Source organism: Ferruginibacter paludis, assembly GCF_030409685.1.
Taxonomy (GTDB): domain Bacteria; phylum Bacteroidota; class Bacteroidia; order Chitinophagales; family Chitinophagaceae; genus Ferruginibacter; species Ferruginibacter paludis.
In genome coordinates this window covers 81,711-95,940 of sequence record NZ_JAUFQJ010000015.1, presented here as the reverse complement: position 1 = coordinate 95,940, position 14,230 = coordinate 81,711, and the positions used below count along the sequence as shown (strand labels likewise).

The following is a 14,230-nucleotide window of genomic DNA, read 5'->3' as shown; positions in this document are numbered from 1 at the left end:
GTTTCCTTGTTGTAGCAAACAATTACGAATAATTTTGAATACCATGAAATTAAAACTTGTACTTTTTTTTGTTTATTTCAGTTGTTGCTTTTCAGCTTGCCACCCGCAACAGAATGACGCTGTATTAAAATCAACAGCAAAAAAACCGGATTATACTATTGGCAAGGCTTCGGAGGATGGTATTGGAAAATTTTATCTTGGGCGTGAAATTGCACATGTAATGGGCGCCTCCGGCAGCGACTGGCTGGAGAGAGATGATCGCGATAAAGAAGAAAATACATCGCTCGCCATAGCAAAAATACAATTGCCTGTAAACGGCGTAGTGGCTGATATCGGCGCTGGCACGGGGTATTACAGTTTTCGGTTGGCGGCTAAAGTACCACAAGGAAAAGTATATGCTGTGGAGATACAGGATGAAATGATTGCCCTCCTCAAAAACAAAAAACAACAATTAAAAGACAGTGTGGTAGACATCATCAAGAGCACAGTTCTTTCTGCCAACCTGCCGCCAAACAGTACCGACCTGGCGATAATGACCGATGTCTATCATGAGTTGAAATACCCGGCAGAAATGTTACGTTCCATTTATAACGCACTAAAAAGCGATGGCAAATTATTACTGATCGAGTACCGTGGTGAAGATGCGTCTATTCCTATCAAAGCATTGCATAAAACTACCGTGGCCCAGCTGAATAAAGAACTCAATGCAAATGGCTTTAAGCTGAGTTTTAAAGGTGATTTTTTACCGATTCAGCATTTTTTATTGTTCGAAAAAATAAAGAAGCCCTCAGATAAGGCTGAATAGATACCAATTAATTATTCCCATTTACTGGCATCTTAATTGTAAAATATTGCCGTGCGGCATTGGCCGGCAAACAATTTCATATTCAATTAAAGTCATTTCTTGTTATAGGAATTATCCAAACCAACTAAAATTGGGCAAGTATTAGCTTGATTTCATAGACTTTACAATGATTGTAAGTCCAACAAAAAAGAAGCAAAACATAATAAACCGGATTAAAGGCATTACAATTTTTTTATTTTTTATAAAGCAAGTCAATTAAATATTCTGAAAGTATGACGGTTATGACCGATCATCTTGATTTCGGTTAGGCCAAGTAGTATTGGAAATCGTTGCTTAGGAGGGTTAGCGTTTTATGAACATGAATTTAGGGTTAATTTATCAGTTATAGTTGCCGTTTAAATAAAATATGCCACAACTTTTTTATTATCGTCCATGTTTGAGCTTTAGATGAGAAATTTGCATCCAATTAAATAAGCTGAATGAAAAATATAGTACTGTTATTGATTATACTTCTACCCGTGTTAATGGTGCAGGCCCAGGATGAAAGAACAAATACCGTTTCTGGCAACATCCGGGATTCAATCTCTCATCTTCCGCTGGAATATGCTACCGTGAGTTTATTTACAAAAGGAAGTACCAAACCGGTGAACGGAACAGTTACAGATAATAAAGGCCACTTTATAATAAATGAAATCAAAGACGGCGTGTACACGATTGTGTTTGAATTTATAGGTTACAAATCGGTCAGTATAAAAGATGTGCGGCTCGATAAAACCAACCCCGTAATGGATGTAAAAACCATTGCGCTTGATCCGCAAAAAACAAACCTGCAATCAGTAACAGTGGTTGCGCAAAGCAAACTGGTAGAAAATAAGATTGACAAAATGGTGTATAATGCCGAGAAGGACATCAGCTCTCAGTCCGGCGTAGCGACAGATGTGCTGAAAAAAGTACCGCAGATTTCTATAGATGTAGATGGCAATGTGCAACTGGCGGGCAGTTCGGGCATTCGTTTTTTGGTTAATGGAAAACCCTCCACCGCTTTTGGAAGCAGCATTGCAGATGTATTGCAAGCCATCCCGGCAAGCCAGATAAAAAGCATCGAAGTAATTACCAATCCGGGCGCTAAATATGATGCACAGGGCATGGGCGGCATAATTAATATCATTTTAAAAACCAGTACGGCAAAAGGATATAATGGCAATCTATCCTTAACCGCAGGCACCAGGAATGAAAATGGTTCTTTTAATTTAAATGCCCGTAAAAACAATTTTGGTGTCAATGCATTTATCAGTGGTAATCAGCGCCTTACTTCAACTACACATTCCACCAGTGACCGTTTAACAACAGACAGCATCAGCAACAGTACCCTGCACCAGGAAGGAACAGGCCGGTTTGAGCGCCACGGATTGCAGGCTGGTACCGGTTTTGACTGGACGTATAAAAAACACAATAACTTTTCCGGCTCCCTGTCTTATAACGATTTTGGTTACACAGGCACAGGGCATAACAACCAGGTGCTGCATTCAGATAAAGTTGCCGGGCAACCACCTATACTTTCTGGTATCAATTCCAATTCTCTTTATAAATCCAGTAATGTAGATGCTGGTTTAAACTATAAGAGAACATTTGCAAAGGAAGACCAGGAGCTGGAAATAAATGTTAACACCAGTTCGGAAACCAATAAAAATACTTCTGCGAATGAACAATTACTGTTGCCGCAGGACTCTTTGTTTTACGGCCGCAAAAGCAGTAACCCCGGCAAAGTAAATCAAACAGAAATAAGGATAGATTATGCGCAGCCCATTATGAAAGATGTCAACTTTGGCATTGGCGGTAAGTCGTCTTTTTATAATATCAACAGTACTTCACTAGTGGATGGTTATCTTGCGGACCTGCAGTTATACCAGCCGGATGCTTCGCTCAGTAATAATTTAAAATACCATCAAAAAGTATATGCGCTGTACAGCGAAATCAGCTTCCCCGTGGCAAAACTATTCCAGGCAAAAATTGGGGAACGGTATGAGCGTACAGAAATCAATTCTTTTTATTCCAATGCGCAACACCAGGTAAAAATACCGGGCTATAATACACTGGTTCCTTCTGTTTTTTTATCAAAAAAAATCGGCGATCATCATACCATCAAACTTAGCTATTCCAAAAGAATTGAGCGGCCGGGATATGATGACCTGAACCCTTTTGTAAATACCAACGATCCTAAAAATCTTACTGCAGGCAATTCCAATCTGCAGCCCGAAATCGGCCACCGCTATGAGTTAGGTTATAGCCGTGATATGGGCAAAACAGGATCCCTTATGGCCAATTTATTTTACCGCCTGAATGAAAATGATATACAACCTTACCTGGTTTACTATCCTTCATTTACAGTGGGCGATACCACCTACACAAACGTAACAGTTAGCACCCGCCAAAATATTGGCAAGGAGCAAAACGTGGGAATGAACCTTTTTGCAGATGTACACATCAATACCAAATTTGGCCTGCGCAGCAATGTATTTTTATTCAGACGGCATACCATCAATACACTGGACAAGGGCTACGATTATAACAGTTTTAATTATCGTTTTAACCTGAACGCCAACTACCAGTTTACCAATACGCTGGTAGCTGAATTTTTCGGCAACTTCAATTCGCCGCGGCACGAGGCGCAGGGCAGGTATCCTTCTTTTACCACTTACAGTTTTGCTATGCGCAAACAGTTCTGGAAAAAGAAAGGAAGCCTTGCATTAAGTGCAAATAATTTTCTGCAGGAATATGTAAGTCAAAAAACAGTGCTGTTTGGCCCTGGGTTTTCGGTAAACAGTGAGCGAAAAATACCTTTCCGTTCCATCGCCCTTAATTTTACCTGGAAGTTTGGCAAGCTGGAATTTAAAAAGAGCAATAACGAAAACGAAGAGCGTGCGCCAGTAGAATAACGAATGTGTTCTCGGTAAAATTTGGTTTAATAATTGTTCAGGCAAGGGATATTTTGCACACCGGCGATACGTACATTTGTATTGTATATTCAGAAAAGCTCTGTATTTGATGGAATGTATTTTAGCTGAAAAATAAAACAACTTGCATGCTCCCTATCAGCGACGACAATTCGGACCGTAAAACATTTCCTGTTGTAAATTTAATTTTCATCATACTCAATATACTGGTGTTTATTATTTACCAGCAGTGGGGCACCAACACCAATTTTACCTACAGCTATGCCACGGTACCTGCCGAAATTTTATCAGGCCACGATATTGTAACAGATGCGGTAATTGTACACGATCCCGTGAGCGGGCGAACCCTGCAAATACCAGGTTTGGGTGTTACGGCCATCCCCGTTTGGCTTACTCTTTTAACAAGTATGTTTATGCATGGCGGCATTGCACACCTGGGTGGCAATATGTTGTACCTGTATATTTTTGGCGATAATATCGAAGACCGGCTTGGACATGTACGTTATTTTTTCTTCTATTTACTATGTGGCATTCTAGCCTCGTTAACTCATGTGTTTACGGACTACCTGTTTGGTGAAAATCACCTCATCCCAAGCCTGGGTGCATCCGGTGCTATCTCGGGTGTGATGGGTGCCTACCTGTTATTTTTCCCAACGCGAAGAGTGACCGTTTTTCTATTGTTCTTTTTTATACATGTGCCGGCCTTTATTGTACTCGGCTCGTGGATATTGTTGCAGCTTGCCAACGGTACCGGTTACCTGGGGGGCAATGAGGCAACCGGCATTGCCTATGCAGCGCATATCGGCGGCTTCTTTGCCGGGTTATTGCTGGTGAAAAAATTTTTACCGGAAAATGCCGTCAACTCCAGGAAACGGGTTTGGTAAAATGAACTGACAATGATAATGACGCTATTATCTTATATTTAGTCTCTAAAAACAGTACCATGATTTCTTGCAACATTAAAACAGATATTTGCTGCCTGACATTTTTATTACTGGCCGGTATACAATCATTACAGGCGCAAAGCGGTCGGTTCAGTTTTGAAAAATATATCAACCACCAGGATACATTGAAATACCGGATGCTTTTTCCGGATGCGGACAATATGCAGAAATACCCGCTGGTAATTTTTTTACATGGCAGCGGCGAGCGGGGAAATGACAATGAAGCTCAGCTAAAATGGGGTGCACAAAATTTTGCAACCGACGAGGCCATGTCAATGCATCCTGCTTTTGTAATTGCACCTCAGTGCCCTGAAAAGGAAGGCTGGAGTAATTTCGACGGAAGGGATAAAAGTATTGATCTAAAACTGAAGCCTGCCCCCTCAAAAGTGATGGGTCTTGTGATTGACCTGGTACATGAGATGGTTAAAAAATTTGCCATTGATACCAATCGCATCTACATAACAGGTTTATCAATGGGTGGCTTTGGCACTTACGATGCCATTGAAAGATACCCCGATTTATTTGCAGCCGCAGTTCCTGTTTGTGGTGGTGGCGATGTTTCCAAAGCACCACTGATTGCAAAAATGCCTATCTGGATTTTTCATGGTGCTGAAGACCCTGCGGTAAACCCTGCCTTCTCGGTAAATATGTTGGAAGCGCTTGTAAAAGCTGGTGCCCATCCAGGGTTTACACAATATCCTTCCACCGGGCATTTTTCGTGGCTGGCTGCTTACAGAGATCAGCTGATGATGGAATGGTTGTTCAGGCAACACAAATAATTCTGTCTGTCTTATTGATCCATCGCTTTTAAAGTCCGTAAAAGGAGGTCCCGAAGTGAAACCTCAACCATCCTATTTCTTCTTCCAAAATTCAAATTTAGCTCATCACAAAGCGGGTTATTTTTTTTATTGTAAATTGGCAGTATAAAAACCAATCCGGATGGGGTGTATGGAATTTCTTAGCCCGGTTAATTACCTTATTGAGTAAGTGATCGAATGCAATTACAATCCATACCCTGCATCTTTTGTTCAAGATAACTGCTAACCTCAATGAGAAGATTTTTACTTGTATTTATTTGCATAGCATTTTTTACATCCGCAAACGCCCAGGATTTTTCTGCATCCAGGTTGATTGAAATGTTGTCCGGCGACCATTATAAAATAGAAAAACAGGTAACAAGTAAAAAGTATCGTTTCACTGGCTCCGAATCATTTGGGGATACCGTCGTCAGAACCTATCAATACCGCCCCGTTATAAAAAACAGCAAAAAAATGACGGCTGATTCGATAGCGAGAAGGATGCAAATCTCGTCCCTCAAAGAAACGTTTACACTCACTTACCAAACCACTTCGCCCGCAGAATATACCGGCATAATTGACAAATTAAAAAAAGATTCCTTCTACTGCGAATACGAAAAGGATAGCACGGTAAAATCACATTTATATCAGCATGAAGATTATACAGCAGATGCAACTGTAACAAATGAAGATGGCACCAACTGGTATGGAATTACATTTTTTAAAAAAGAATTTCCGTTAACCCGTGATGTACATTTTGCAGAGGACCTGCTGGATTTTACCTCACATGAATACCTGGTTTATTATTTTGGTGAAAAACATGTAAAAAAAGATGTGTACTATTTTTCAAAAAATGATATTGTAAAATGTTCCGTACTTTTTAATAATACCAAACGCCAGGTAATTTTTGTTTGGCGGGATGGACTGAACAGGCGCCAACTGGATAATATACTTATTGGAGGGGCTCACAAATTAAAAAGCCAGGAAGGGTATGATAAATTTACCGCAGAAAATGACTGGTTAACCAAAAGTGGTATACATCCTGGTATGCCCCTGTTTGAGCTGCGCACGTTAAATGAAGGCAATTTTACTTTTTGCGGCGGAAACTCTCCCAATCCCGGTTTAATATTTTCCGATTCGGAAGGAAAAGTTGATTTTAAAAATACTGATATTATATTGGGCTGTATGAATTGTACGGATGATAAATTCCTTGCATCGCCAAAACTCAATGCCGACAAAGCCATGCTGGACGGAAGAATTTTATTTGTTTTAACGATGGTGCTTTATCCTGTAGCTAACGGCATCTTCAATTGATTTTTCAATGAGTCATCTTTTTGCAAACGAAAAATGTCCCGCGGACGGGACATTTAAATGTAGGGTTTCAGGGTACGTTAAAGTATCATCGGAGCTTTCTTTAACTATTTTATCGTGCTTTTTACTGTTGTTTTTTTGACATCGGTTTTTCTGAAGTTGAATATTGGTGCTTAAAATCATGAAAAAATTCCTTCAAATATTTGTTGTTGGTTTTTAAAAGGTATCACATAATTCTGTAGGATTTGGTCTTGTTTTTTCTTAGGATATTGACTGCTTTACTGGCTTTTTAAAGGAATTGGGATTCAGGATTTGTTACTTAAAACTTAGCTGCTTTGTTTTTTTCTGATGTAAAAATGCAACGAATATTTGGCTGGTTTTTTATTTTTCGTTTAATGTATAAGTTGTTTCGACGAATGAATAGAAATCCTCGTTTTGATAAAACTAAGGAATACAAATCTTTTAGTAAAACATTGATTCGAATTGATTACAGACAAATCAGGTAGTACTAAAATTATAACAAACTGAGGTTGCAAAATATTATCTTGTAATAACTAACCAATAGTAATTTAAATTACAGTTTTCAGTCACTTTATTTTTTATACATCCAATATGAACAAATATCAAACCTGCTTCATCATATTTTCTTTCGCAATACAGTTTATCTTTTTTCCACTGGCAGTCAATGCCCAATTGGGCTTGAGTAAAATAGTCCTCAACGAAAACAAACAAATTATTTCCGTTGTTACAGGAGACAAAACTTTATCGCTTCAAAAACCTGTTGCCCTGTTGGGTTATACCATCAACCAACAACAGTATTCCATCAATGCAGGTTCTTCCCTGGTTCAGGTTAGCGTAAACTTTAAAGATACAGTGGCCCCTTATGTAAAAGCTACCGTAACATTCACCAATACTTCAGCAGATACCATTGAATTAAGCAATGTGCTTCCGCTGCAACGGGATGGGAGCGAAGCATATATCACCGGGCTGGGATCGCACCCGCTTTCCCGCACGAATCTTTTCCTACCGGGCAAATTGCCGGTGAATGTAATTGTACCCGACAATGCCTGGGACCTTGGCTACAATGGGTTTCCTGTTTCGGCAGATAAAAAATTAATGCTGTTGAGCCGGCGCAACCGCAGCTCCATAAAACAGGGCGAACGAAAAAGATTCGAAACCGTCCTGTATCCGGGAGGCAGTGTAGACTATATTATCTACGGGGAAATGTATACAGGCAACTGGCAACAGGGATTGAACCTGGCTTTTCAGCAGCGTTGGCTGTATGACCTGGATACATTCAACGACAGCTTGTACCAGCGAAAGGATCTGCAATGGATGCGGCATAGTTATGTATTGCACCTGATGGATGCGTGGGATAAATTTTATTACGACAGCAATGAAGGCAAATACAAGCTGGAGGATTTTTTAGCAAGAGGTAAAAAGCTATATGGAGGTGATGACGTAGTAAGCATATGGCCCACCTGGCCAACGTTGGGGCTTGATCAGCGCAACCAGTTTGATTTATTTCATGACTTGCCCGGTGGCATAAATGCCATGCAAAAGCAGGCCCTGATGAGCAGAAAAATGGGCGCCCGTTTTTTTATTTGTTACAATCCCTGGGATGAAAGTACCAACAGTAAAAATCATTTTGAAGGGTTGGCAGACCTGATAGGTGCCACCACAGCAGATGGTGTGGTGCTGGATACAAAGGGAGAATCCAGCAGGGAACTGCAGCAAACAGCAGATAAAATAAGGCCGGGCGTAATCATGTACAGTGAAGGAATGGCAGTACCTAAAGATATGCCGAATATCGTGTCCGGCAGGGTGCACAATGCGCTGTATTATCCACCCATGCTCAATTTGAACAAACTCATTAAACCTGAATTTACTATTTTCCGGGTGGCAGAATTATTTAAAGAAAAAATAAAAAGAGAATTTGCCACTTCCTTTTTCAATGGTTATGGAACAGAGATCAATATTATGGCGCCCGGTCAGCCTGCGTGGGTGGAAGAACAGTATAAATATTTAGGGCGTACCAGCAGGATACTAAGAGAAAATACAGACAACTTTGTCAACCAGGGATATACTCCCTTAATAGCCACAACCACAGACAGCATTTGGGTAAACAAGTGGGAACACGATAATAAAATTATCTATACCATTTACAGCACCATCCCTGCAGGTTATAAGGGAAATCTTTTTACTGTGGAACCTGCTAAAAACTTTCATTATGTTGACCTGTGGCAACATCGTTTACTGGAGCCAGTTAGTAACAACAATCAATGGTTTATCCAGGCCGCCACGGATGCATTTAATGTAAGCGACATGGGCACCAACAACGAAGGTGAAGTGGATTGCATTGCGCGTCTGCCCATTTTAATACAGGCAAAGTTGAATGGTGATGAGCTGACTATTGATGCTGCAAACAAAGGAACTGAGGTTCGCATGTGGGCTGGTATGCCTGCTTATGATAAACAGGCTGTACTGTTTAAACCCGGTCGTCAAAAAATCAGCATCAGTAAATATTTTGGGCGTTATGAAGGTGATTTTGTGATCCAGTTAATGAAGGACGGAATTTTGCAGGACGAAACAATTGTTACGATTGCCCCAGGCACGGCACGCCGTGTGTCTGTAATGCAGCCAACTATACCGTCAGTTAGCGCACCTGCCGGAATGGTCGTAATACCAGCCGGCAAATTTAAATTCAATGCTACCAATGGAGATGAGTTCATTGCTTATCCAAAACAGGACCAGGACAGTGTATTTTCAATGCCTTCTTTTTTTATGGATCGATATCCCGTTACTAACCGGGAGTTTAAAAAATTCCTGGATGCGACCGCTTACCGGCCGACCGATAAAGCGAATTTTTTAAAGCACTGGATAAACGGCACTATTCCGCAGGGAAAGGAGAATTTTCCTGTAGTGTATATCAGTTATGAAGATGCAAAAGTATATGCAGCATGGTGCGGCAAACGCCTTCCTTCTGAATTGGAATGGCAGTATGCAGCGCAAACGCCCGATTTGCGGGAATGGCCGTGGGTACAGCAGCAACCTGTAACAAGAAAAGAAGAAGTGGTCAATGCTACCCTTACCGTTAGCCAGTTACAGGGCATTGATTCTTCCCGCTGCAACCTGGGTAATGGAAAATTATATACTGTTGGAAGTTATCCCGCAGGTGCCAATCCCAACGGACTAAACGATTTGGTAGGTTGTGTTTGGCAGCTAACAAATGATTTGTATATGAGTGGCAGTCACCGTTACATTATGATGAAAGGCGGCTCTTATTTTAAGCCCTCCAGCAGCTGGTGGTATGTACAAAGCGGACCAAGAGAATTGCATTACCGTCAATACCTGTTAAGGGTTAGCCCGGGCTTTGAACGAAATGCAACTGTTGGCTTCCGTTGTGTGAAAGATAAAAAATAATGTGCCTGACCGGGTATGGGTATAAAAAATGCCCCATAAAATGGGGCATGTAAAGTGTAGGGGTTCGGGTACGTTAAACTTTTATATTAGCGTTTGTAATGATCATTTATTGCAACTCCTGTTGAATAATTTTTTTTATTATTTCAGAGTTTGCACTCAAGGGAGCCAGTTGTCTATTAAAAAAAATGGGTTTAAATCTTTTATCGAATACTGATTCAATTCTTCTTTAGGATTTTGGTTGTTGTTGATTTTTAAAGGATCGGATGATTGGTTTTATTCAATTTTCCCAGGATGCTGGTTCTTTAATTCTTCTCAGAGTTTCTGGTCTTTTAAAGGAATTTGGATGCTGGTCTTTAATTCTTCTCAGGATTTGGTCTTGTTGGTCTTTTAAGGGATTTGGATGTTGGTAATTGATCTTTTGCTCTTATCGATGTAAAAATGCAGCGAATAATCCGGCTGTTTCGGATTTTTCGTTTAATGCACAGGTTGTTTCGGTGAATGGTTAAAAAACTTCGTTCTGATGAGCTGCAAGATTAGGAAAATAATGGCCGGCTATTTAAAATGCAAGCTTGATCTTTAGTTGTATTACAATGAAGTTTCCAAAAAAGGTGGCTAAGTTACCTTGTTAATTCATGCAAGGCAAAAAGGCTCCTATAATCTGCAAACCCACACTGGTGAAGGATTTCAAGAATATCCCGGAAAAGGCTGGTGTTTTCTGCAAGATTGGAAAAAAATACAATGCAGAATTTTTTAGCCGGTACGGTAATTACATAGTTATTAAATCCGCAGGTGCTGCCGGAATGAAACAAAACCAATGAACCCGCAGTTTTAAAAAACCAGCCGGCACTGTAATATGCATTGGTTACACCTCCCGCTGCAACATACATGCGTTGCATAATTTTCGGTAAATTCAGCAAGGTATTATTCTGAATGCCTTTCATCCATTTACGATAATCATTGATGGATGTATAGACACCGCCATCACCTTTGGTAGCACTTGTCATACTTTGGTCGCTGAAAAAAACATTCCCACTGCTGTCTTTGGCATAGCCCATCGCCCTCTGCGCAATCAAGGTTTTTGCTTCATAGACAACTGACTCATCCATATGCAAAGGCATGAAAATTTTTTGTTTTATAAACGTTGCATAAGACTGGTGCGACACTTTTTCAATAATGAGCGCCAGCAAACAAAAACCCGAATTGCTGTACCTGAATTGAGTCCCCGGCGTGAAATAAGTTGTATCGTGTGATTGCAATAATTTCAGAACGTCTGCATCCAGCAACTGTTTTGTTTGTGATGCCGGCATCAGTTCTTCATAATCCAGTATGCCGGATGAATGAGTGAGCAGGTGGCTGATGTGCACCCTGCTGCCAACACCAGCAGGCAGGCCCGGCAACCATCTGCCTATGGCATCGTTTACAGATAACTGATGACTCTTTTCCAGCAACAAAATTCCCATTGCTGTAAATTGCTTGGTGATTGAAGCCATGCGAAAATTAGTACCTGCATCAATTTCTTTAGCTCCTTCCAACACCGCAAGTCCAAGCTGATTGTTGTACAATGACTTGCCATCCTGCTCTATTGATAAGGCAAAACCAGGCTGATCTTTCGATTGCTGAAACAACAGGCTATCCAGTTTTTTAACCAACTGTGCATCGCTGCACAATGTGCAAAGCAGGAAAGCTTTCAGCGTAACAATTTTCAATATTTTTTCAGGTCGCATCATTTTAAAAGAGAAGCAATTTTGGTGTTAATCATTAAAGTTCGGTCAAAAGGGAGTATGTTTTTTTAAAGATAATTCTACCCGGAAATTAATCCGGACAATCATTAACAGCTATTGGCTAAAAATAAAATCCGCAGCCAATGACTGCGGACCTTACTGCTTCAAAAGTGCACATTATTTTTTTGCTGTAAAAAGACTGTCGATTATCTGCTGGTTAAAATGTTCATCAATATTACCCGTAACATTGTTGTATACTGAACTGATAAATATTGTTTGCGCAGCGCTGAATACCGCAAATATTGTTACGCCAGCCATAATACCAATGAAAATTCCGGCAAACATATTTACATAAGCAGCAATTAAGCATACAGGAATTGCAGCCAGTATAACTACAACCATTTGTACCAACCCAACACTAAAAGTTGCACCAAGGCTTTCGCCCCATTTGTTTCTCATCAACTCTGCTGACCGATTGAATGCATCAACCGGGCCTAGGTTTTCGTATGCTATTACCGGTACTACAAAGAACGTCGTGATGCCCCAAACGAAGCCCAGCAACCCGGTAACAATCTTGCCGATGGTACCTGTATTTTCCTGTATTATTTTTAAGATGGTGCCAACTGTTGCGGCAAACACCGCCCAGGATAAAATTACGTCGATACGACTGGCACTGAATTGCAGGCCTTTGCTTACGGTTACTTCTTCGCCGTCAAAATACAATTTACTGCAGTGTATCAGCGCCATGTTAAAAAACACAACAATGAAATAATTTATAAAGTAGAAGCCGAACAACAGCGCATAATTTATCACCCGGTTGTCTGTTTTAATGTACTCCACATTCCATCCGGCAACGGCCAGTATACCCAGTATAAAAACACCTGCCGTTAGCACCAGCGAAATACCGGAAAGAATGGGGAAAATAATCAGTTGTTTGTTTTTTTTAAGGATGGAGAAACTGTTCATGCTGATCGTCCATCCGCTGCTTAAGCGGTCGAAAAAGTTCATGCGGATTTAGTTTTAAGGTTTTAGATATTTAAATGTAAACAATGAAATGGATAAGTAACGTGCTATATTTTTTGGGGAGGAATTACTGAAATTTTAATATCAGTCAATTTTTGCAGAATGAAACGCTGGCTATTAATCATCCAGGCTGTCTGATTAAATATTTAATAGCAATTATTTTAATCGAAACTCTCAAAGCTTGTTCGGTTAAATGCGTCGCAATAAATTTTGTTTAAAGGCAAGTTTTATTTTTATGTTTACACACAAATAATAACATGAACCGCATTGACCGCGTCACCGCCATCCTTATTCAACTGCAATCTAAACGTGTGGTAAAAGCACAGGAAATTGCCGACCGGTTTAACATTAGTTTGCGCACCGTTTACCGCGACGTAAAAGCATTGGATGAAGCAGGTGTTCCCGTAATTGGCGAAGCAGGTGTTGGCTATTCAATCATGGAGGGCTATCGCCTGCCACCAGTCATGTTTACCCGCGAAGAAGCCACCGCTTTTTTAACCGCAGAAAAGCTGGTAGAAAAATTAACCGATGTATCCACCAGGAAAAATTATAGCACGGCAATGCTTAAAGTAAAAGCTGTACTGCGGCTTACAGAAAAAGATTATCTGGAAGCTATGGAGCAACACATTGAAGTAATCGAAAATCAATATGTTCCCAAACGCAGCAATGATACCATTCACCTTCAGCAGGTATTGCAAAGTATTGCGTCTAAAAAAGTATTGCAGCTTGATTATTTTGCCAACCACAATCAACAGCAAAGCAACCGGGACGTGGAGCCGGTAGGCATTTATTATTTAGGCGAAAACTGGTATATGGTAGCCTACTGCCGTTTACGTAAAGACTACCGCACTTTCAAATTCGGTAGCATCAGCAGGCTTACCGTAATGGATGTACATTTTGATAAGCAGCATCCATCTTTAAAAAGCTTTTTAAACAAGGTGTCCAAAGAAAAAAATTTGCAGACCGTGGTGCTGCTGATTGATAAAAATGTGCTTCCTTATTTTGGTGATCAGAAATATTACAATGGTTTTGTGTCTCAAAGAGAAGCAGATGCCAACACCATTGAAATGACTTTTTTAACCGGCTCACTAATTGGTTTTGCAAGATGGTTTCTTTTATTCGGTGATCATGCAATTATTAAAAGTCCGCAAGCTTTGATGGATGAAGTAAAAGTTGCGCTGGCTTCCATTTCAAAAAAAGTAAATACAGCTAATTGATGTCGCATCAAAGAAAGGCAATTGTATCGTTCTAT

The 14,230-nt window shown here is 40.4% G+C and carries 9 protein-coding genes; 7 read left to right on the top strand and 2 right to left on the bottom strand.

Features of this window, described 5'->3' with window-relative positions; genetic code table 11:
- The first annotated feature begins 43 nt into the window (after positions 1 to 43).
- The 6 genes from QWZ08_RS21235 to QWZ08_RS21210 all read left to right on the top strand — a co-directional run bounded on the left by QWZ08_RS21235 (position 44) and on the right by QWZ08_RS21210 (position 10,234).
- A complete protein-coding gene (locus QWZ08_RS21235; protein ID WP_290339565.1) occupies positions 44 to 805 on the top strand; it encodes a class I SAM-dependent methyltransferase in 762 nt (253 codons plus the stop codon).
- 479 nt (positions 806 to 1,284) lie between these two features.
- A complete protein-coding gene (locus tag QWZ08_RS21230; protein WP_290339564.1) occupies positions 1,285 to 3,741 on the top strand; it encodes a TonB-dependent receptor in 2,457 nt (818 codons plus the stop codon).
- Between the two features lie 146 nt (positions 3,742 to 3,887).
- Complete coding sequence (locus tag QWZ08_RS21225) at positions 3,888 to 4,643, top strand: rhomboid family intramembrane serine protease (protein ID WP_290339563.1); 756 nt, start codon at positions 3,888 to 3,890, stop codon at positions 4,641 to 4,643.
- Between the two features lie 59 nt (positions 4,644 to 4,702).
- Positions 4,703 to 5,482 carry a carboxylesterase family protein gene (locus QWZ08_RS21220; protein ID WP_290339562.1) on the top strand — a complete coding sequence of 260 codons (780 nt, stop codon included), beginning with the start codon at positions 4,703 to 4,705 and terminating at the stop codon, positions 5,480 to 5,482.
- A 270-nt stretch (positions 5,483 to 5,752) separates the two neighbouring features.
- On the top strand, positions 5,753 to 6,814 hold the full coding sequence (locus QWZ08_RS21215) for a hypothetical protein (RefSeq protein ID WP_290339561.1): 1,062 nt from the start codon (positions 5,753 to 5,755) through the stop codon (positions 6,812 to 6,814).
- Between the two features lie 609 nt (positions 6,815 to 7,423).
- Entirely contained in the window at positions 7,424 to 10,234 is a 2,811-nt protein-coding gene (locus QWZ08_RS21210) for a formylglycine-generating enzyme family protein (RefSeq protein WP_290339560.1), read from the top strand.
- A 617-nt stretch (positions 10,235 to 10,851) separates the two neighbouring features.
- Here QWZ08_RS21210 and QWZ08_RS21205 read toward each other — a convergent pair.
- Positions 10,852 to 11,961 (bottom strand): serine hydrolase domain-containing protein, encoded by a 1,110-nt coding sequence (locus tag QWZ08_RS21205; RefSeq protein ID WP_290339559.1) that lies wholly within the window; start codon positions 11,959 to 11,961, stop codon positions 10,852 to 10,854.
- Between the two features lie 171 nt (positions 11,962 to 12,132).
- Positions 12,133 to 12,963 (bottom strand): DUF6159 family protein, encoded by an 831-nt coding sequence (locus QWZ08_RS21200; RefSeq protein ID WP_290339558.1) that lies wholly within the window; start codon positions 12,961 to 12,963, stop codon positions 12,133 to 12,135.
- A 272-nt stretch (positions 12,964 to 13,235) separates the two neighbouring features.
- Here QWZ08_RS21200 and QWZ08_RS21195 point away from each other — a divergent pair, with 272 nt between their 5' ends.
- Positions 13,236 to 14,195, top strand: coding sequence for a helix-turn-helix transcriptional regulator (locus QWZ08_RS21195; RefSeq protein ID WP_290339557.1), 960 nt, complete (start codon positions 13,236 to 13,238; stop codon positions 14,193 to 14,195).
- The last annotated feature ends 35 nt before the right edge of the window (positions 14,196 to 14,230 follow it).